Source organism: Cobetia sp. UCD-24C, assembly GCF_001306765.1.
Taxonomy (GTDB): domain Bacteria; phylum Pseudomonadota; class Gammaproteobacteria; order Pseudomonadales; family Halomonadaceae; genus Cobetia; species Cobetia amphilecti.
The window spans coordinates 38,075-58,898 of sequence record NZ_LJTD01000007.1; the positions used below are offsets into that span (position 1 = coordinate 38,075).

The 20,824-nt window shown below is 62.6% G+C and carries 13 protein-coding genes; 2 read left to right on the forward strand and 11 right to left on the reverse strand.

The window, feature by feature from the left end:
• Positions 1-128 precede the first annotated feature (128 nt).
• The 10 genes from AOG28_RS11510 to pilM form a co-directional block, all read right to left on the reverse strand.
• Positions 129-1,769 (reverse strand): CTP synthase, encoded by a 1,641-nt coding sequence (locus AOG28_RS11510; protein ID WP_054556502.1) that lies wholly within the window; start codon positions 1,767-1,769, stop codon positions 129-131.
• Positions 1,770-1,963: 194 nt separating this feature from the next.
• A complete protein-coding gene (locus AOG28_RS11515; protein WP_054556503.1) occupies positions 1,964-3,379 on the reverse strand; it encodes an FAD-dependent oxidoreductase in 1,416 nt (471 codons plus the stop codon).
• 77 nt (positions 3,380-3,456) lie between these two features.
• On the reverse strand, positions 3,457-7,908 hold the full coding sequence (gene gltB, locus AOG28_RS11520; protein WP_054556504.1) for a glutamate synthase large subunit: 4,452 nt from the start codon (positions 7,906-7,908) through the stop codon (positions 3,457-3,459).
• 507 nt (positions 7,909-8,415) lie between these two features.
• Complete coding sequence (gene aroB / locus AOG28_RS11525; protein ID WP_054556505.1) at positions 8,416-9,522, reverse strand: 3-dehydroquinate synthase; 1,107 nt, start codon at positions 9,520-9,522, stop codon at positions 8,416-8,418.
• Positions 9,523-9,591: 69 nt separating this feature from the next.
• Positions 9,592-10,134 carry a shikimate kinase AroK gene (gene aroK, locus AOG28_RS11530; RefSeq protein ID WP_054556506.1) on the reverse strand — a complete coding sequence of 181 codons (543 nt, stop codon included), beginning with the start codon at positions 10,132-10,134 and terminating at the stop codon, positions 9,592-9,594.
• Complete coding sequence (locus AOG28_RS11535; protein WP_054556507.1) at positions 10,134-12,191, reverse strand: type IV pilus secretin PilQ; 2,058 nt, start codon at positions 12,189-12,191, stop codon at positions 10,134-10,136. Before AOG28_RS11535 ends, aroK begins: the two co-directional genes overlap by 1 nt.
• A gap of 152 nt (positions 12,192-12,343) precedes the next feature.
• A complete protein-coding gene (locus AOG28_RS11540; protein ID WP_107335934.1) occupies positions 12,344-12,895 on the reverse strand; it encodes a pilus assembly protein PilP in 552 nt (183 codons plus the stop codon).
• Entirely contained in the window at positions 12,892-13,524 is a 633-nt protein-coding gene (locus AOG28_RS11545) for a type 4a pilus biogenesis protein PilO (RefSeq protein ID WP_043332958.1), read from the reverse strand. The genes AOG28_RS11540 and AOG28_RS11545 overlap by 4 nt, the downstream gene beginning before the upstream one ends.
• Positions 13,521-14,111, reverse strand: coding sequence for a PilN domain-containing protein (locus tag AOG28_RS11550; RefSeq protein WP_082388725.1), 591 nt, complete (start codon positions 14,109-14,111; stop codon positions 13,521-13,523). Before AOG28_RS11550 ends, AOG28_RS11545 begins: the two co-directional genes overlap by 4 nt.
• A complete protein-coding gene (pilM, locus tag AOG28_RS11555) occupies positions 14,108-15,172 on the reverse strand; it encodes a type IV pilus assembly protein PilM (protein WP_107335932.1) in 1,065 nt (354 codons plus the stop codon). The genes AOG28_RS11550 and pilM overlap by 4 nt, the downstream gene beginning before the upstream one ends.
• Before the next feature lie 248 nt (positions 15,173-15,420).
• Between pilM and AOG28_RS11560 the strand changes: the two genes are divergently transcribed.
• Together AOG28_RS11560 and AOG28_RS11565 are read left to right on the forward strand one after the other, a co-directional pair.
• Positions 15,421-17,937: a penicillin-binding protein 1A gene (locus AOG28_RS11560; protein WP_054556508.1), complete on the forward strand. Its 2,517-nt coding sequence runs from the start codon at positions 15,421-15,423 to the stop codon at positions 17,935-17,937.
• A 224-nt stretch (positions 17,938-18,161) separates the two neighbouring features.
• Positions 18,162-18,923, forward strand: a complete 762-nt coding sequence (locus AOG28_RS11565; RefSeq protein ID WP_043332961.1) for a DUF481 domain-containing protein — start codon at positions 18,162-18,164, stop codon at positions 18,921-18,923.
• Between the two features lie 181 nt (positions 18,924-19,104).
• Here AOG28_RS11565 and AOG28_RS11570 read toward each other — a convergent pair whose 3' ends face one another.
• A complete protein-coding gene (locus AOG28_RS11570) occupies positions 19,105-20,373 on the reverse strand; it encodes a malic enzyme-like NAD(P)-binding protein (protein WP_054556560.1) in 1,269 nt (422 codons plus the stop codon).
• Positions 20,374-20,824: the final 451 nt, after the last annotated feature.

The window sequence follows — 20,824 nt, forward strand, 5'->3', positions numbered from 1 at the left end:
TGCACCGTCCATCAAATCGTTGTCCATCGGCAGTCTGCCTGGGGATGCTCTGGCGAACATCAAGACATGCAACCACCGCGGAGAAGACCTACGGGCGCCACCCGAGGTGGCGCCCGCTCAACACCCTATCACTCGCCGCGAGTACGCGCCGCCTTGTGACTGAGCGCGGCATTCACGAAGCCGGTGAACAGCGGATGGCCATCACGCGGCGTGGAGGTGAATTCCGGGTGGAACTGACATGCCACGAACCACGGGTGATCCGGCAGCTCGACCATCTCGACCAGCGAGTTGTCGACGCTGCGACCGGAGAAGACCAGGCCCGCTTCTTCAAGGGCCGGCACGAACTGGTCGTTGACCTCATAGCGGTGACGGTGACGCTCGACGATCTCGTCGCTGCCGTAGGCCTGATGCGCCTTGGAGCCGTTGAGCAGGCTGCAGGCCTGGCCGCCGAGACGCATGGTGCCGCCCAGATCAGACGCCGCGTCGCGGGTCTCGATCTTGCCTTCCGGCGTCAGCCACTCGGTGATCAGACCGACCACCGGGTGCTGGGTGTCATGGGTGAACTCGGTGGAGTTGGCATCGCTCCAGCCCGCAACATTACGCGCGAACTCGATGACGGCAACCTGCATGCCCAGGCAGATGCCCAGATACGGCACCTTGTTCTCACGCGCGAAGCGCGCAGTGGCGATCTTGCCTTCCACGCCACGCTCGCCGAAGCCGCCCGGTACCAGCACCGCGTCCTTGCCGATCAGACGGTCGGTGCCGTTGCGCTCGATTTCCTCGGAGTCGATGAAGTCGACGTTGACCTTCACACGCCCCTGGATACCGGCATGGATCAGCGCCTCGTTCAGCGACTTGTAGGCGTCGAGCAGCTCCATGTACTTGCCGACCATCGCGATGTTGATGGTCTTGAGCGGGTTGAGCTTGGCATCGAGCACCGCGACCCACTCGGACATGTCGGCCTCTTTGGCCTCCAGGCGGAACTTGTCGCAGACGATCTCATCGAGGCCGGCTTCGTGGAGCATCAACGGAATGCGATAGATGGTGTCGGCATCCTGCAGGGAGACGACGGCACGCTCTTCGACGTTGGTGAACAGCGAGATCTTGCGACGCTCGCTTTCCTCGATCTCGACTTCGCTGCGGCAGATCAGGATATCCGGCTGGATACCGATGGAGCGCAGCTCCTTGACGCTGTGCTGGGTCGGCTTGGTCTTGGTCTCGCCGGCCGTCTTGATGTATGGCACCAGCGTCAGGTGCATGAAGAGCGCACGCTCGCCACCCAGCTGCGCACGCAGCTGACGGATGGACTCCAGGAACGGCAGCGACTCGATGTCACCTACGGTACCGCCGATCTCGACCAGTGCGACGTCATAGCCTTCACCGCCGGCGATCACGCGACGCTTGATCTCGTCGGTGATGTGCGGGATGACCTGCACCGTTCCGCCGAGGTAGTCACCACGGCGCTCCTTGCGCAGCACGTGCTCGTAGACGCGACCGGTGGTGAAGTTGTTGCCCTGGGTCATGCGCGAGCGGATGAAACGCTCGTAGTGACCGAGGTCGAGGTCGGTTTCCGCGCCATCTTCGGTGACAAAGACTTCGCCGTGCTGGAACGGGCTCATGGTGCCCGGATCGACGTTGATGTACGGATCCAGCTTGAGGATGGTGACCTTGAGGCCACGGGCCTCGAGAATAGCCGCCAGCGAAGCGGATGCGATGCCCTTGCCAAGCGAGGACACAACGCCGCCCGTCACGAAGATAAATCGTGTCATGGAAACCTGCCGAAAACGTGAGCTGTAGGAGAGATCCGGGGGAACGGATCAGGATGGGTCGCCAGTCTAGCGGAAAGGCTGCTCCGGCTCAATTTGAATGCCACCACCTGCCCATCTCGCGTCGCCATCCGATGCACCCGCCATGACGCATCAGACCCGCCGTGGCGGGCCTGATGCGTGACGCCACATGACCTTTACACTTCCAGGAAATCAAGAATCCCTTCAGCGGCACGGCGACCTTCATCGATGGCGGTCACCACCAGATCGGAGCCGCGCACCATGTCACCGCCAGCGAACACCTTGGCATTGGTGGTCTGGAAGGCATGACGCTCGGCGCTGGTCGCGATGCGGCCACGCTCATCGACGGCGATGTCGAAGTCGGCGAACCACGGCGCAGGGCTTGCCTGGAAGCCGAAGGCCACGACCACGGCATCCGCCGGCAGAATCTCTTCAGAGCCCGGCACCACTTCCGGGCGCTGACGGCCATTGGCATCCGGCTCACCCAGACGGGTGCGCACGACCTTGACGCCTTCGACCTTGCCATCGCCGACCACTGCCACCGGCTGACGGTTGAAGAGGAAATCGACGCCCTCTTCGCGAGCATTGGTCACCTCACGGCGTGAGCCCGGCATGTTGGCCTCGTCACGACGGTAGGCACAGGTCACGCTTTCCGCGCCCTGGCGGATGGAGGTGCGGTTGCAGTCCATCGCGGTATCACCGCCGCCGAGCACCACGACCTTCTTGCCTTCCATGGAGACGTAATCCGCCGGGTCCTTCTCGAAGCCCAGGCAGTGATTGACGTTGGCGATCAGGAAGTCGAGCGCCTTGTGCACGCCCGGCAGATCCTCGCCCGGGAAGCCGCCGCTCATGGCGTTGTAGGTACCCATGCCCAGGAAGACGGCATCGTATTCCTCGAGCAGCGCATCGAAGGTCACGTCACGCCCGACCTCGATGTTGAGACGGAACTCCATGCCCATCTCTTCGAAGATCTCGCGGCGACGCGTCATCACGCCCTTCTCGAGCTTGAACTCCGGGATACCGAAGGTCAGCAGACCGCCGATTTCCGGATGGCGATCATAGATCACCGGACGCACGCCATTGCGCACCAGGATATCGGCGGCACCGAGACCCGCCGGGCCTGCACCGATGATGGCGACGCGCTTGTCGGTCCAGCTGACCTTGGACATATCGGGGCGCCAGCCCATGGCGAAGGCGGTGTCGGTGATGTACTTCTCCACCGAGCCGATGGTGACGGCACCAAAGCCGTCATTCAGGGTGCAGTCGCCCTCGCAGAGACGGTCCTGCGGGCAGACGCGACCACAGACTTCCGGCAGCGAGTTGGTCTGGTGCGAAAGCTCGGCGGCCTCGAGGATATTGCCCTCGGAGACCAGCTTCAGCCAGTTGGGAATGTAGTTGTGTACCGGGCACTTCCACTCACAGTAGGGATTGCCACAGCCCAGGCAGCGATGTGCCTGGCTGGCGGCTTCTACCGGCTTGAACTCGGCATAGATCTCGTTGAACTCACGTGCACGCACGCGAGCATCTTTCTTCTGCGGGTCCTGACGACCCACATCGATGAACTGGAAGTCGTTGGCGAGCTGATTGGCCATGATGAATCCTCCTTCAAAATCCGGGCACCGTCGCGGTGCGGGCCCTCACCCGAGGCATGCTGGGGTGAGGGATGCGATCACTCCGGCTGACGCCGTGACTGGTCCAGCAGGCCGTTGAGGCTTGCCGCCTTCGGCTTGACCAACCAGAAGTGACGCACGAAGTCAGGGAAATCACGCAGGATGTCGCGCCCGCGCTCGGAGCCGGTCTCGGCCACATATTCCTCGATGACTTCGCGCAGATGGCGACGATAGGCCTCCATGGCTTCGGTATTGATGCGGTGGATTTCCACCAGCTCGTGGTTGTACTTGTCGACGAAGTCGCGATTCTCGTCCAGCACGTAGGCGAAGCCGCCGGTCATGCCCGCACCGAAGTTGACGCCGGTCTCGCCCAGCACGCACACCAGACCGCCGGTCATGTACTCACAGCAGTGGTCACCCGCGCCCTCGATCACGGCGTGCGCACCGGAGTTGCGCACCCCGAAGCGCTCGCCGGCAGTACCCGCGGCATACAGCCGCCCGCCGGTCGCGCCGTACAGGCAGGTGTTGCCGATGATGGCGGTCTTGTGGCTCTCGAAGCGCGAACCACGCGGCGGCACGATGGTCAGCTTGCCGCCGTTCATGCCCTTGCCGACATAGTCGTTGGCGTCGCCTTCCAGATGCATCTCGAGTCCGTGCGCGTTCCAGACACCGAAACTCTGGCCTGCCACACCGGTCAGGCTGACCTTGAGCGGCGAGCCTGCCAGCCCGGCCTCACCATAGCGCTTGGCGATTTCACCCGAGACACGCGCGCCCACCGAGCGATCACAGTTGGTGACATGGAAGCTGAACTCGCCACCGCTGCGGCTGTCGATCGCCGATTCCATCGCGGCCAGCATCTCGAGGTTCTTGGCACCGGGATCATGCGGCTCGTTACGGCTGACCTGGCAGAACTGCGGCGCGTCCTTGGGCACGAAGTCATTGCCCAGCAACGGCGTGAGGTCGAGACGACGCTGCGCGTTGGTCTCGCCTTCCAGCACTTCGAGCAGATCGGTACGACCGATCAGGTCGGTGATCTGACGCACGCCCAGCAGCGCCATCAGCTCGCGCACTTCCTCGGCGATGAAGCGGAAGTAGTGCTTGACCATCTCGACGGTGCCGCGGAAATGCTCGTCACGCAGCGCCTGGTGCTGGGTCGCGACACCGGTGGCACAGTTGTTCAGGTGGCAGATACGCAGGTACTTGCAGCCCAGCGCGACCATCGGCGCGGTGCCGAAGCCGAAGCTCTCGGCGCCCAGGATCGCGGCCTTGACCACGTCCAGGCCGGTCTTGAGGCCACCATCCGTCTGCAGACGAATCTTGTGCCGCAGCTGGTTGATGCGCAGCGCCTGATGCACCTCGGGCAGCCCCAGTTCCCACGGGGAACCGGCGTGCTTGATCGAGGTGATCGGGCTGGCCGCGGTGCCACCGTCATAGCCGGAGACGGTGATCAGGTCGGCGTACGCCTTGGCGACACCGGTGGCGATGGTGCCGATCCCCGGCTCGGAGACCAGCTTGACCGAGACCTGCGCCGACGGATTGACCTGCTTGAGATCGAAGATCAGCTGCGCCAGATCCTCGATGGAATAGATATCGTGATGCGGCGGCGGCGAGATCAGTGTCACCCCCGGCACGGCGTAGCGCAGACGTGCGATCAGGTCGTTGACCTTGCCGCCTGGCAGCTGACCGCCTTCACCGGGCTTGGCGCCCTGTGCGACCTTGATCTGCAGTACCTCGGCATTGACCAGGTACGCCGGCGTGACACCGAAGCGACCGGAGGCGATCTGCTTGATCTTGGAGGAGCGCACGGTGCCATAACGCGCCGGGTCTTCACCGCCCTCACCGGAGTTGGAGCGCCCACCGGCCTCGTTCATGGCCTGGGCCAGTGCCTCATGTGCCTCGGGAGACAGTGCGCCAAGCGACATTCCGGCGCTGTCGAAGCGCGGCAGCAGTGACTCGACGGACTCGACTTCCTCGATCGGCAGCGGCTCGGCGACCGGCTTGAGGGTCAGCAGATCACGAATGGTCGCCACCGGACGCTCGTTGACCAGGCGCGCGAACTCCTTCCACTTGCCGTAGTCACCCTGCTGCACGGCCTGCTGCAGCTTCACCACCACATCCGGGTTGTAGGCGTGGTATTCGCCGCCATGCACGTACTTGACCAGCCCGCCCTGCTTGATGCGCTTGCGCGGCAGCCAGGCTTCACGGGCCAGCAGCTCCTGCTGGAACTGCAGCTCGGCAAAGCCGGCGCCTTCGATGCGCGAGGCCATGCCGGTGAAGCACATGTCCATGACTTCACTGTTGAGGCCGACCGCCTCGAACAGCTGCGAGCCACGATAGGAGCCGATGTGCGAGATGCCCATCTTGGACAGGATCTTGTAGAGCCCCTTCTGCATGCCCTTGCGATAGTTCTCGCGGGCATCTGCCGGGTTGCCGGACAGCTCGCCGGTGCGATGCATGTCAGCCATCACCTGATAGGCAAGGTACGGGTAGACCGCCGTGGCGCCCACCCCGAACAGCACTGCCATCTGGTGCGCGTCACGCGCATAGCCGGTCTCGATCACCAGGTTGACGCGCGGGCGCAGGGCCAGTGCACCGAGATGATGATGGATGGCGCCGGTCGCCAGAGCGGCGTGGATCGGCAGCTGCCCCTTCTTCAAGCCACAGTCGCTGAGTACCAGAATCACCTTGCCATTGCGCGCCGCTTCCTCGGCCTGCTGACAGAGGCCCTTGAGCGCCTGCTTGAGGGAGTCCTGCGCCGGGTCGTAGTGCAGCTTGAGCGTCTGCGAGGTGAAGGCCGGATCTTCGTGATTGACCAGCGCATTGAACTTGCGCGGTGACAGCACCGGCGTGGTCAGGATCAGGCGATGCGCGTGTTCCGGCGTCGCGTCGAAGATGTTGAGCTCGGCGCCACAACAGGTCTCCAGCGACATCACGATCGCTTCGCGCAGCGGATCGATCGGCGGGTTGGTGACCTGGGCGAACTTCTGACGGAAGTAGTCGGTCAGCACGCGATTCTGGCGCGACAGCACGGCCATCGGCGTGTCATCGCCCATGGAGCCGACCGCCTCCTGACCGCTTTCGGCCAGCGGGCGCAGCAGCTGATCGCGCTCCTCGAAGCTGACCTGGAACATCTTCTGGTAGACGTCCAGCTGATCGGCATCCATCGGCTGGAAACGCGCCAGCTCGGTCAGTGCAGACTCGAGATAGTTGGCGTTCTCACGCAGCCAGCGCTTGTAGGGATGCGCGCCCTTGAGGCGCTCGCTGACCTGATCGGTGTGCAGCACTTCACCGGTCTCGGTATCGACACCCAGCACCTGACCCGGCCCGACGCGCCCCTTGGCGACGACATCTTCCGGCTTGTAGTCGTAGGTGCCGATCTCGGAGGCCAGGGTGATGAAACCATTGCGCGTGATGACCCAACGCGCCGGACGCAGGCCGTTGCGGTCCAGCATGCACACGGCGTGGCGACCATCGGTGAGCACGATGCCCGCCGGGCCGTCCCAGGCCTCCATGTGCATGGAGTTGTATTCGTAGAAGGCACGCAGATCGGAGTCCATCTGCTCGACGTTCTGCCACGCCGGCGGCACCATCATGCGGATGGCGCGATAGATATCCATGCCACCGGTCAGCAGGACTTCCAGCATGTTGTCCATGCTGGAGGAGTCGGAGCCGACAGTGTTGACGATCTCGTCCAGCTCGGCGATCTCGGGCAGCTGCTCGGAGACGAAGTTCTCCTTGCGCGCGTTGGCCCAGCCGCGGTTGGCCTCGATGGTGTTGATCTCGCCATTGTGGGCGAGGAAGCGGAACGGCTGGGCCAGCGGCCAGCGCGGCGCGGTGTTGGTCGAGAAGCGCTGGTGGAAGACACAGATCGCGGTCTCGAGGCGCGGGTCGCCCAGGTCCTTGTAGAAGCGCGGAAGGTCTTCCGGCATCACCAGGCCCTTGAAGGAGATGACCTTGCCGGAAAGCGAGCAGACGTAGAAGTCCTCTTCACTCTTCAGCGCCTGCTCGGCATAGCGACGCGCCATGAACAGATCGACATTGAAGGCGATGTCAGTGCGCTCGTCGGCGGCACCGACGAAGACCTGACGGATGCGCGGCAGGCAGTCGCGGGCCATCGGGCCGCACACGCTGTCATCTACCGGCATGTCGCGCCAGCCCAGCACCTCGAGATTGCGCGCGCTCAGCGCCGACTCGAAGGCGTCACGCGCGGACTGTTCACGCGCGTCATCATCAGGCAGGAAAAGCGTGCCGACGGCATAGCGGGCGCCCAGTTCCAGCCCGAGGGTTTCTCGAGCGATCTGGCGCATGAAGCCGTCCGGCATCTTGAGCAGCAGGCCACAGCCATCGCCGGTCTTGCCGTCAGCGGCAATCCCGCCACGGTGGGTCATGCAGGTCAGGGATTCAATGGCGGTCTGCAGGAGTTCGTGGCTCGCCTGCCCTTCCATATGGGCGATCAGACCGAAGCCGCAGTTGTCGCGGAACTCTCCCGGATGGTGGAGACCTTTGTTCATGGGGCGTGCCTCACGGAGAAATCATGTGTCCAGATGCTTTTTTTCAAGCATTTTCCCGGTTATAGTTATCGGTTATCTTTATTTTTATACCTGCCGATAGTGGCGCCATCAGTGTCGCTACACGACGCCAGATTTCCCTCGAGCATATCCCCCAGCTTCCCGCCTGCGCAATTCTCCACAGGTCGCCCATCGACCAAAAAAACCTGACAAAACCGAAGGTTAGAAGAACCTTCAACCAAAAAACCCTGTAGGCTCAAGCGCTTAGCGGGTAGACATGCCTCATGAATTTCGCCTTGCAACTTTAGTATTGGTTAAATAAAAAACAGCGTTTTTATTCGATTTACCCCATACCGATTACGCATACGGCATACCAATTCAGGAATCACGCTCCACCAATGACTCCGGCACGGCGCGCTGACACCCGCCAAAAGAAAAGCCGCCACCCAGAGGGTGACGGCTTGCGTGGTCGTGCAGCGCTTATGAACCAGCCGATGGCTGGCCGGGATGTCAGCGAGAGCTGCGCGGCCAGTGCTCCAGCATGTCGGCCAGCACGCCGGCTGGCGCCTCTTCGGTAATCACCGCTCGGCCGATGCGCTCAAGCAGGATCAGGCGCAGACGGCCATCGACATTCTTCTTGTCCAGCTGCATGTGCTTGAGGAAGTCCTCGACGCCCATGTCTTCCGGAGCCGCCAGCGGCAAGCCTGCCTTGGCGATGATGTGCGAGACACGCTCCACATCCGCACTCGACAGCCAGCCCATGCGCGCCGAAAGCTCAGCCGCCATCAGCATGCCGGTGCCGACGGCTTCGCCGTGCAGCCAGACGCCATAGCCCTGGTCCGTCTCGATGGCATGCCCGAAGGTGTGACCCAGATTGAGCAGCGCACGCACGCCCTGCTCGGTCTCGTCCTGCGCCACGACATCCGCCTTGATGGCACAGCTGCGGCGAATGGCTTCACCGAGCAGGGTCTCGTCCAGCGCCATCAAGGCCGTCATGTTGTCTTCCAGCCAGCTCAGGAAGCTTTCATCCCACAGCAGACCATACTTGATGACCTCGGCCATGCCCGCTGACAGCTCACGCTGCGGCAATGTCTTGAGGCTTGCGGTATCGATCAGCACCAGACGCGGCTGCCAGAAGGCGCCCAGCATGTTCTTGCCACGCGGGTGGTTGACGCCGGTCTTGCCGCCCACCGAGGAATCCACCTGTGACAGCAGCGTGGTCGGCACCTGGATGAAGGCCGCGCCCCGCTGATAGCAGGCCGCCGCGAAGCCGGTCATGTCACCGATCACACCGCCACCAAGGGCGATCAAGGTGCAGCGGCGATTGAAGCCGGCCTCGAGCAGGGCGTCCCAGATCAGGCCGATGCTGGCCATGTGCTTGGTCTGCTCACCGTCGTCGAGAATGACCTCGCGGATATCGAGCCCCTCGCCCAACGAGGCCTTCAGTGCGTCCAGATACAGCGGTGCCACCACGGTGTTGGTGACGATCATCACCTGACGCCCCGCAAGGTGCTCACGAATCAGATCACCACGTGCGGTCAGGCCCGGCCCGATATGAATGGGGTAACTACGCTCGCCGAGCGCGACATCAAGACGATGAGCAGGTGCCAGGGACATCAGAATTCTCCTTGGGCGAAACAGATGACAGCGACTAATGCCCGCCAGGGCTACCAGGCGCTGATGAGACTAGCCAGGGGCGTGCAACGGGTCCGCCAGCGCCTTGATGCGGCGACGGATCTCGTTGGTGACCGCCCGAGGACTGCGCCGATCGGTACGCACGATGATATCGGCCGTCTCGCGGTAGAGCGGGTCACGCAACTCGAACAGGCGCTTGAGCACCCGCCCGGGATCATCCTGCTGCAACAGCGGACGATTGCGATCACGGCCAGCTCGCTTGAGCTGCTGTTCGACAGGCGCGTAGAGATACACGACAGTGCCGCGTTCGCGCAGTACGCGCCGATTGGCCTCCGCCATGATGGCGCCGCCACCGGTGGCCATCACGACTTCCCTGAGCGAGGTCAGCTCATCGATGACAGCCTGCTCACGCTCACGAAAGCCGGACTCGCCCTCGACGTCGAAAATCCACGGAATGCTGGCTCCGCAGCGGTCTTCAATCACATGGTCGCTATCGCAAAATTCACGATGCAAGTCGGCCGCCAGCAGGCGGCCGATAGTGCTCTTGCCGGCCCCCATGGGACCGACAAGAAATACGTTGGGAATCACATGCATCAGCGCACCGCCAGGCCGTCCTCGATGATCTTCGGGGTAATGAATACCAGCAATTCTACCTTCTCGTTGGACTCTTCGGTATAGCGGAACAGATTCCCGATCACCGGCAGGTCCCCGAGGAAGGGCGTCTTGAAGACGCTGCGAATCTGCTCGGAGGTCAGAATGCCGCCCAGCACCACGGTTTCGCCGTCATTGACCAGCACCTGCGTCTCAATTTCATTGGTATCGATGGCCGGTTCGCCATTGAAGCTGTCATCGGAGACATCGTCATTGTTGATCAACAGATCCATGATGATGCGGTTGTCAGGCGTGATCTGCGGCGTCACTTCCAATGCCAGCACCGCTTCCTTGAACTCGATGTTGGTCGCACCGCTGGAGGTCGCCTCCTCGTAGGGAATTTCCTGACCCTGCTTGATGACGGCCTTCTTCTGGTTGGCGGTGATGATCTTGGGCTGGGAGATGGTCTGGCTCTTGCCTTCGCTTTCCAGCGCCGAGAGCTCCAGGTCCAGCAGGATATCGCCGGACAGGTAACCGAAGCTGAAGGTGCTGCCCGGATCACTGTCATCGCCGAGATTGACACTCAGGCCGCCATCACTGGTCGTACCGGTCGACGCGCCTTCCAGGCCGAACTTGCCGTTGCTGCTGTTGGAAAGCCCCCAATTGACACCGATCTCGCTGGAGACACTGCTACGCGCGATGACGATGCGCGCCTCGATCTGCACCTGACGCACCGGGATATCGAGATATTCCAGCGTGCCGCGAATGGACTCGAGCGTATCGCGGGTATCCTGGATCAGCATGGTGTTGGTGCGCTCATCGACCATCACGCGGCCCCGCTCGGACAGCAGTCCGATACCGCCTTCACCGCGCAGCAACGCCGCCAGATCCGCCGCCTTGGCATAACGCACCTGGATGTATTCGGTGGTCATCGGCGCCAGCTCCTTGACCTGCTGGTTCGCCTCGAGCTCCTTGCGCTCCAGCGCCGCCAGCTCTTCCGCCGGCGCGACCATCAGCACGTTGCCCATGCGACGACTGGCCAGACCGTTGGACTTGAGCACCAGATCCAGCGCCTGATCCCAGGGCACTTCCTTCAGGTTCAGGGTCACGTTGCCGGTGACGTTGTCACTGGCGACCAGATTGAGCCCCGTGAAGTCAGCGATGATCTGCAGCACTGAGCGCACTTCGATGTTCTGGAAGTTGAGCGAGATCTTCTTGCCGGTATAGGGGAACTTGTCCTTGATGCGCTCCGCCTGCTCTTCGCGCGTCAGCGGCTTGACCTCGAGCACCAGCTCGTTGCCTGCCTGGGTGGCCAGCTGGGTGTAGTAGCCACTGGCATCCACCACCATGCGCACGCCATCACGGGTACGCTGCGGATCGATGCGCGTCACCGGCGTGGCGAAATCGCCGACATCCAGCACCTGATTCATCTCCGGCGGCAGCTTCACGCCCTTGATGTCGACGTAGATCTTGCGCCCGCGCTCGGTGACGCGCGATTCGACATTGGAGCGGTTGAAGTTGATCACGACACGGCCTTCACCGTCCGTGCCACGACGGAAATCGATGCCACTGACGGCCGGCTCGCTGGCCACTTCCAGGGCACGATTGTCCGGCGGCACGTTGGCGGCGTTCGCCTGGGAGGCAGCCGCAGGCTGAGCGCCCGGCGCACCGCCCTGCTCGCCGACGATGACGTAGAGGCTGTTGCCCTCGGTGCGCGTGACGTACGGCTTGGACTGGTTGAGCTTCATGACCAGACGCGTGCGCGAGCCGGCCTCCAGCGCCACCAGTTCGTCCACGCCGCTGAGCCCCAGATCGAAGCGACGCTTGTCGAGCTGACTGCTGGTATCCAGGAGGTCGATGGTGATGCGCGGCGGCGTCTCGATACGATAGCCCTTGACCTCCGGCACTCCGCCGACGAAGTCGAGCTTGAGCTCCATACGGTCGCCCCCGAGGGCGGTGAAGTTGAGGTCCTGCAGCGACGACGCAGCCATCGCCACATTCGCCATCAGGCTACCGACTGCCGCCAGCCCCAGCAGACTCATTCGTTGCAATCGCGTCATGTTCCCTAGTCCCCTGTCTCGCCGTGGCTCCGTTCAACCGTCGGGCTGATCGCGCCTTATTCTTATCGAAGCGTTATGGTGTCGGTCGCCAACTCTTGCGGGTCGACCGTTCGTCTTCCGTGACAATATGGCTACTGCCAACGCCAGTGATCTCAACCACCTTGCGACACGGGCTCTTTCAGCGCCATGGCGCGAGACCGCTCTATCCAACCGCCCTGACCATTGGGCACGATTTCCACCATATCGATCTGCGTATCACCGATACGAGTGATCCTGCCGAAGTTGCTGCCCATGTGGTTGCCGACCCTCACACGCTGCACTTCCTGCTCTGGCGTCAGAATCAACGCCGAACGCGCGCCATCGACATCCAGCGTCCCGACCATGCTGAGCTGCTCCATCGGCCAGGCTTCCAGTGGTTCACGAGGGCGATCGAGGTCCGGTCGCACACCGTTGTCGACGGCCGTCAGCTCCTCCTCGGGCTCCGGCAGGCGTGACTGGAAAGGACTACGCGCATCCGCCATGTCATAGGTGACGGGATGATACTCGGGTTGCGGTGGCAACTCCTGCACCTTGCCGGAAGGACGCCCTCTCAAGGACTCGAGCTCCCCCTCCAGCGCGCCCAGCTGCGGATCTCCACACCCCGCCAGCAGAGTGACCAGCAACGCACTTCCCATCACGGTATTTCGACGTGTCATCAGGCTCATTGCTTGCCTCCTGACGTTGCCGGGGTCTGGCGATAATTGTAGGTCTTGGCCAGCAGCGACAGCTCGAGATCATCGCTGTTGGCGACCGGCGTCAGCACGAAATCATGCAGCGTCACGATGCGTGAAAGCCCCGCGACACCGGAAATGAAGGCTGCGATACGATGATAGTCGCCGCGCACCTTGATATCGAAAGGTTGTTCGACGTAGAAGTTGCGATTCTCCGCCGGCTTCAGACGAATGTACTCGACCGCCAGCTGGTTGTTGATCGCCGTCTCGCTGATGTCATCCAGCAGCGCCGGGACTTCCGCGTCGGTAGGCAGCATTTCCAGCAGCTGGCCCATGCGGGACTCCAGCTCCACCATCTGCTCGCGCATGGCCGGCAGGTTGGCGGCCTTGAATGCCTTGCTCTCGAACTGCTGGAGCAGCTGACTTTCCTGGGCACGCAGACGCTCGAGATCTTCTGCCTTGGGCGCCGCAAGGAACCAATGGGACGCCCAGAACAGGGCGCCCAGCACGATGAGTGCCAGCACGGCCTGCAGCGTGACCGGCCAGATGCCGGCTTCCTTCAGGTCAAGATCACGAAAATCCGTCGACTTGAGGCGGCGGATTTCAGCATCGATGAAACTCATCGCCGACCTCCTTTCTTGTCATTTTTCGCATCGGCAGCGTTCAGCGCCGACCCCGTCGGGCGCTCCGGAATCATGATGTTGAAGCTGCGCTGATCGTCGTCATTGCTCTGCACATCGGAGAGCGTCGGGGTGCCGAAGGAATCCGACAGGGCAATGGCGCGCATCAGGCCGGAGACCTGACGCGTGCTTTCCGCCGTGCCATTCGCCTTGAGCTGGCGTCCGCTGCGACTGATGCTCTGATACCAGGCGCCGTCCACCAGAGACGTCACCAGCTGATTGAAGACCCGTACCGTTTCCGGACGCGAGAACTGCAGACTGCGGATCAGCTCTATCTGGTCGAGCATCTGGGTGCGGCGTGCCTCGATGTCCTCGACTTCCTTGATGTCCCGATTGAGGCGGGCCATTTCTTTCTCGATGAAGGCATGGCGCTGCTGCTGCGCCTCGAGCTGGCTCTGGTAATACTCGCTCATGCCATAGCCACCACCGATACCGATGACAGCCGCCAGCGCCAGTATGCCCATGAAGCGCTTGCTGCGCTTCTCACGCCGGTCTTCACGCCAGGAAAGCAGATTGATCTCGATGGTCATGAGCGCTTCCTCATCGCAAGACCGCAGGCCGTGAGCATCGCCGGGGCATCGCCCGCCAGCGCCTGGATGTCGACGCGCGGATTGACGCTCATGTGAGTGAAGGGGTTGGCCATGATCACTTCAAGCCCGGTGTGCTCCGCCAGGCCTTCACGCAGCCCGACGATGGCGGCCGTACCGCCCCCGAGCAGGATACGCTGCACCTCGCGACGCTTGCCGGCGGTGTAATAGAGCTGCAGTGAGCGTGCGATCTGCTGGATGAGCGTCTCGCGGAACGGACCCAGCACTTCGCTGTCATAGGTATCCGGCAGACCGCCACGCTTCTTGGCCAGGCCCGCCTCATCATTGGAGAGATCGAAGCGATTCATGATCTCGTCCGTCAGCTGACGCCCCCCGAAGACGGCGTCGCGACTGTAGACGATGCGGCCATTCTGGATGACGTGGAAGGCGGTCATCGTCGCGCCGATATCAACGACGGCAACGCACTCTTCGTTGTCGTAGGTCGGCGGCAACTGATGACGCAGCTCGCCGAAGGCGCGCTCGAGGGAGAAGGTCTCGACATCGACGGCAGCCGGCTCGAGGCCGGCCTGGGACAGTGCCGAGGTCAGCTGATCGACGTCCAGGCTACGACACGCCACCAGCAACAGGTCCTGCTGATCGGGATTGCGCGGATTGACGCCCAGATGCTGGAAGTCGAACGCGACATCGTTCAGCGGAAAGGGAAAGTGCTTCTCGGACTCGAGCGCGATGCGCTGCTCGATCTCGTCATCGGCGAGATTGGCCGGGAAGCTCAGTGTCTTGGTGATGGCAGCGCTCGCGGGAACCGCGACCACGGCACGCTTCGAGCGCGGCTGTGCCTGCTCGACCGCGCGCTTGATGGCCAGCACGACTTCGTCCATGTCCCGTATACGTCGCTCGACGACTGCGCCTTCCTTGAGTGGACGCACCGCATAGCTATCGATCTGGTATCGATTTCCTTGCCTGGACAGCTCCAGGAGCTTCACCGTGGCCGACGTGATATCGACCCCGATGAGTCCCTTGCCGGCGGATTTGAGTCCCAGCAATTGGCGTTCCCCTGCTCTGATGACGATCTTGCCAGACTGGCTGGCCGCCGGTTCCCTGACGACGTTGCCGCGACACCCTCTATCATTCCAGGATGTTACATTATGTTTCCCAGAATAACACAACAGACGCGCAAGTCAGGGTTCAACGCTGGCCGCATCTGAACCCGCTACTTATAATGCCCCAGCAATGGAATTGCCAATCCCCGCGCAGCCACTCGCTTTTCTTACCCACGGACCCTGTCTTGCCCATGAAGCTATTGAGACGACTATTTTCGCCAGTGTTCTGGCTGCTGCTATCACTATGTGCCGCGGGACTTCTGGCCATCGTTGGCGCTTCGCTGTACTTCTCGCCGGGCCTGCCCGACGTCCATCAGCTTCAGGATACCAAGCTGCAGACGCCGCTGCGCATCTATACCCGCGATGGCAAGCTGATCGGCGAATACGGTGACCAGCGCCGCATCCCGGTCACCTACGACGAGATCCCCGAGACCTTCGTCGACGCCCTCCTCGCCGCCGAGGACAGCAACTTCTTCTCCCACCCGGGCATCGACCCCAAGGGGCTGGCGCGCGCGGCCGTGCAGCTGGCCTCCAGCGGTAGCATCCAGTCCGGTGGCAGCACCATCACCATGCAGGTGGCGCGCAACTATCTGCTGACGCTGGACCAGACCTTCACGCGCAAGATTCGCGAGATCCTGCTGTCGCTGCAGATGGAAGAGATCCTCTCCAAGCAGGAGATCATGGAGCTCTACGTCAACAAGATCTTCCTGGGCCATCGCGCCTACGGGATCGCCGCCGCTGCGCGCACCTACTACGACAAGTCCCTGGATGAGCTGACCCTGGCCGAGCAGGCCATGCTGGCCGGCCTGCCCAAGGCGCCGTCGAGCTTCAACCCGCTGACCAACCCGCAGCGCGCACTGATCCGTCGCAACTGGATCCTGCTGCGCATGAAGGAGCTGGGCTACATCGAACCGCAGGCCTATGACGAAGCCGTCAAGGCACCGATCACCGCGGCACGCCACTACTCCAGACCGGAAGTGCAGGCACCCTACGTCGCGGAAATGGCACGCAGCTTCGCCGTCGACCGCTTCGGCGACAAGGCCTACACCGACAACGTCCGCATCACCACGACGCTGGACAGCTCGCTGCAGCCAATGGCACGTGATGCACTGATCAAGGGGCTGATCGCCTACGATACCCGCCACGGTTGGCGCGGGGTCGAGGAATCCGACATCGCCGCCTCGCTGGCGGAAGCTCAGGACCAGACCGATCAGGCCGGCCTCGAGGAAGAACTCTCCAAGTCACCGGAAGTGCTGGAAACCGCCAAGCAGGCGGCCCAGAAGAGCGAGAAGCGCATCGCCGGCATCGACCGTGATGTCTCGAACTGGCTGAAAGTGCTCGATCGCACCCCGGATTACGGCCCGCTGAAGGCCGCCATCGTGGTCGAAAGCACCGGCAAGCAGATGAAGGCACTGCTGGCCGACGCCACGGTCGTGACCCTCGACTGGGACGGCCTGAAGTGGGCACGCGAGTACAAGAGCGCCAAATGGCGTGGTGGCGTGCCGGGTTCGGCCGCCGAGATCGCCAAGGCCGGTGATCTGGTACGCGTGATCAAGCAGGACGACGGCTACCGTCTGGGCCAGCTGCCGGACGCGCAATCCGCCATCGTCTCGCTGGACCCGGAAAGTGGCGCCATTCTCGCCCTGCAGGGTGGCTTCAGCTATTCCGCCAGCAAGTTCAACCGCGCCATCCAGGCACGCCGTCAGGCAGGCTCGATCTTCAAGCCGTTCGTCTATCTGTCCGGGCTCGAGCAGGCCGGCATGTCACCGGCGACCATCATCAACAACGCCCCTGTCGTGCTTCAGGATGGCGGCAAGGTGTGGCGTCCGGAAAATGCCGGCGGCAAGTTCACCGGCCCGACCCGTATCCGCGTTGGCCTGTATCGCTCGCTGAACCTGGTCTCCGTGCGCCTGCTGCAGACGGTCGGCCTCGACAAGACTCTCGACTTCCTGGTCAAGCTGGGCTTCCAGCGTGACGAGCTGCCCAATGGCCTGTCACTGGCCCTGGGCAGCGCCTCGCTGACCCCGCTGGAGATGGCACGCGGCTATGCCGTGCTCTCCAATGGCGGCTTCCGTGTCGAGCCCTGGTACATCGATACCATCACGCGTGGCGATGACGAGACCGACTATGAAGCGCATCCGCCGGTTGCCTGCGCCAACTGTGCGCCGGGCATGGTCACCGTCAATCGTGACGGTCGCCAGTACCCGCTGGCCGAGCGTGTCGCCTCCCCCGAAGCCATGTATCTGATCCGTGACATGATGCAGGATGTCATCAAGCGCGGTACTGGCCGTGGCGCCCTGGCGCTGGGTCGTGATGACCTGGCCGGCAAGACCGGCACCACCAACGACCAGCGTGATGCCTGGTTCTCCGGCTTCAACAGCAAGCTGGTGGCCACGGTCTGGGTCGGCAAGGACTCCAACGACACCCTGGCCGAGTATGGCGCCCAGGCTGCCCTGCCCATCTGGGTCGACTACATGCGCGGCGCCCTCGAGGGCATGCCGTCCTCCACCATGGAGCGTCCGGACAACATCGTGACGGCAACCATCGACCCGGACACCGGCAAGCGCCTGCGCAGCGGTCAGTCCGGCGGCATCAGTGAGCTGTTCCGCAAGGATAATCTGCCGCCCTACAAGGAACGCACCATCCGCAAGGAGCTGGAGCAGGAAAGCGGCTCGGAAGGTACCGGAACTTTCGAGGCCATCTTCTGATCTGATCTCCAGACCTCGCCTGCCAGCCTTATCGGCAGGGGGAGAGCCCAAGGAAGAGCGGCCGCTGGTCGCTCTTCTGCCATCTGAGCATTCGCAAGGCTCCCCCGTATCGCGATCCACTGGTAGCGTCCGGATGACGCGCCAGGCCGCCTCGCTCAGCAAGCGTCATCTCGCAAGCCATATTCCCGATGATGATGTCATGCCTCAAACATGCCGGAGTTCGCATGCTTCACCCATTGCCCACACTGCGCAGGACCGCGTTTCTGTGCCTGGCCCTGCTTCCCCTCGACACGGCTGTCGCAGACGACCTCTTCTATGCACCGCCACCCGCCAGCGAGGACTCTGAGCCCTTCAGCGGCCAGGCCGAGCTGGGCTTCACCAAGCTGTCGGGCAACTCGAACAGCGAGACCCTGCTGGGCAAGACCAGCCTGTCCTGGCACCTGAAGCCCTGGACCCACACCTTCCGTGTGGAGGCCAAGCATGTCTCCAGCAGTGGCGAGACCACGACCGACAAGTATCTGGTCGGGCAGCGCGAGCGCTATGACCTCAGCGATGACCACTACGCCTTCGGGCTGCTGCGCTGGGAGAAGGAGCGCTTCTCCGGCTACAACCACCAGGTCACCTCCATCGTCGGCGAGGGCATCACGATACTGGATGGCCCCGAGCACAACCTCTCCCTCGAGGCCGGGCCGGGCTATCGCTTCGATGACATCACGGCGGGGGATCACGAGAACTACCTGCTGGGCTATGGCGCGATGGATTACCGCTGGCAGCTGTCCGACACCTCCAAGTTCGAGCAGCAGTTCTCGGCGGAGGCCACGCGCGAGAACGTGATCAGTCGCAGCTATACCGCGCTGACGGTCGCCATCAATGCAAGCCTCGCTCTCAAGCTCTCGCACGAGATCGAGAACAACACCAACCCGCCCGACGAGTCGGATGCCAAGACCGACACCACCACGGCGGCCTCCATCCTCTACAGCTTCTGAGCACAGGCCTGACGCCTGCCTGCCCAGGCGCTACTCGCTGGTGGCTCGTGGCTCGCGGTTCATGGCTCTAGGCTGAAAGCAGCCACCAACAAAAAGCCCTCGCCGGAATCTCCGACGAGGGCTTTTTCATGTCTTGCGTCGCTTCAGCGACGCCGCCAACCGGCCATTCGACCGCTGACGCTTAACCGTAGACCTGATCCGTGCTGGTCAGCGGGTAGTGCGCCGGGTACGGCTTGCGCGCGACACCGGAATCGATGGCCGCCTGGGCCACGGCGGCCGGCAGACGCTCGAGCAGACGCGAATCCATCGGCGTCGGGATGATGTAACCCGGGCCAAATTCGAGGCTGTCGATCTCGTAGGCATCCAGCACATCCTGGCTGACCGGCTCACGCGCCAGGTCTTTCAGGGCGTGAACGGCGGCCAGCTTCATCTCTTCATTGATGCGCGTCGCACGCACATCCAGCGCGCCACGGAAGATGAACGGGAAGCCCAGCACGTTGTTGACCTGGTTCGGGTAGTCGGAGCGACCTGTCGCCATGATGACGTCCGGGCGTGCTTCGCGAGCGGTATCCGGATGAATCTCCGGGTCCGGGTTGGAGCAGGCGAAGACGATCGGGTTGGCGGCCATCTTCTTGAGCTGCTCGGCCTTGAGCAGGTTCGGGCCGGACAGACCGACGAAGACGTCGGCGCCATCGATGGCGTCGTCCAGCGTGCGCAGCTCGGTCTCGGTGGCGAACATCGCCTTGTACTGGTTCAGGTCGTCACGGCCGCTGTGGATCACGCCCTTGCGGTCGAGCATGAAGATGTTCTCGACCTTGGCACCACTGGCCACCAGCAGCTTCATGCAGGCGATGGCGGCAGCGCCGGCACCCAGGCAGACGATGCGCGCGTCTTCCAGCTTCTTGCCGGCGATATCCAGGGCGTTGAGCATGCCGGCAGCGGTGACGATGGCGGTACCGTGCTGGTCGTCATGGAAGACCGGGATGTTGCACTGTTCGATCAGCGCCTGTTCGACTTCGAAGCACTCCGGCGCCTTGATGTCTTCCAGGTTGATGCCACCGTAGGTGGTGTGGATGCGACGCACGGTGTCGATGAAGGCCTGCGGGCTTTCCGCATCCACTTCGACATCGACGGAGTTGATGCCAGCGAAGCGCTTGAACAGCACGCCCTTGCCTTCCATGACCGGCTTGGAAGCCAGCGGCCCCAGGTTGCCCAGGCCAAGGATGGCAGTCCCGTCAGAGATGACCGCGACCAGGTTGCCCTTGCCGGTGTACAGGTAGGCATTTTCCGGATCGGCGGCGATTTCGCGGCACGGTTCGGCAACGCCCGGGCTGTAGGCCAGCGCCAGGTGCTTGGCGGTCTCGGTCGGCTTGGTCAGCTCGATGGAGAGCTTTCCGGGAATCGGTTCGGCGTGATATTGCAGTGCTGCTTTCTTCATGGCATCAGACATGCGTGTCATCCGGTATTTTGGCGGGGGGTTGGCTGCTCCAGAATATAGAAAAAGACACCTCTGAACAACCGACGCAACTTGCTGTTATGCATGGCTTTAAAACGTTCGTTTAAAAAATATTTTAGCCATTCGTCTAACGTTATGGATGCCCTACCCAGCCATAAACCTTTCCTTATCGCTGACCGGATTTCGCGTCGATTTCGGCCCGAGATGACGCCACGATTCGCGCAAGATCCTCGATTTTCGACCGTTCGCTGACGCAACCCGCCATTCCGGCGCACTTGATGCAGAGGCAGAGCAGAAAAAGTGCCAAATCGGAAACAATCTTTCCTTTCAGCAAGCGCAGCGCCGGGGTGACATCTTCGCAAGGGCATCACGGCAGACCATCACGTCAGACCATCACGTCAGACCATCACGTCAGACCATTACGACCAGAACATCACGACAAGGG

What these genes read in the sequence shown, in the direction of transcription:
- AOG28_RS11535 (WP_054556507.1), bottom strand. Translation starts at nt 12,191, where the DNA reads ATGACGCGATTGCAACGAATGAGTCTGCTGGGGCTGGCGGCAGTCGGT.
- AOG28_RS11560 (WP_054556508.1), top strand. Translation starts at nt 15,421, where the DNA reads ATGAAGCTATTGAGACGACTATTTTCGCCAGTGTTCTGGCTGCTGCTA.
- AOG28_RS11540 (WP_107335934.1), bottom strand. Translation starts at nt 12,895, where the DNA reads ATGAGCCTGATGACACGTCGAAATACCGTGATGGGAAGTGCGTTGCTG.
- gltB (WP_054556504.1), bottom strand. Translation starts at nt 7,908, where the DNA reads ATGAACAAAGGTCTCCACCATCCGGGAGAGTTCCGCGACAACTGCGGC.
- aroB (WP_054556505.1), bottom strand. Translation starts at nt 9,522, where the DNA reads ATGTCCCTGGCACCTGCTCATCGTCTTGATGTCGCGCTCGGCGAGCGT.
- AOG28_RS11565 (WP_043332961.1), top strand. Translation starts at nt 18,162, where the DNA reads ATGCTTCACCCATTGCCCACACTGCGCAGGACCGCGTTTCTGTGCCTG.
- AOG28_RS11550 (WP_082388725.1), bottom strand. Translation starts at nt 14,111, where the DNA reads ATGACCATCGAGATCAATCTGCTTTCCTGGCGTGAAGACCGGCGTGAG.
- aroK (WP_054556506.1), bottom strand. Translation starts at nt 10,134, where the DNA reads ATGCATGTGATTCCCAACGTATTTCTTGTCGGTCCCATGGGGGCCGGC.
- AOG28_RS11515 (WP_054556503.1), bottom strand. Translation starts at nt 3,379, where the DNA reads ATGGCCAATCAGCTCGCCAACGACTTCCAGTTCATCGATGTGGGTCGT.
- AOG28_RS11510 (WP_054556502.1), bottom strand. Translation starts at nt 1,769, where the DNA reads ATGACACGATTTATCTTCGTGACGGGCGGCGTTGTGTCCTCGCTTGGC.
- AOG28_RS11570 (WP_054556560.1), bottom strand. Translation starts at nt 20,373, where the DNA reads ATGTCTGATGCCATGAAGAAAGCAGCACTGCAATATCACGCCGAACCG.
- AOG28_RS11545 (WP_043332958.1), bottom strand. Translation starts at nt 13,524, where the DNA reads ATGAGTTTCATCGATGCTGAAATCCGCCGCCTCAAGTCGACGGATTTT.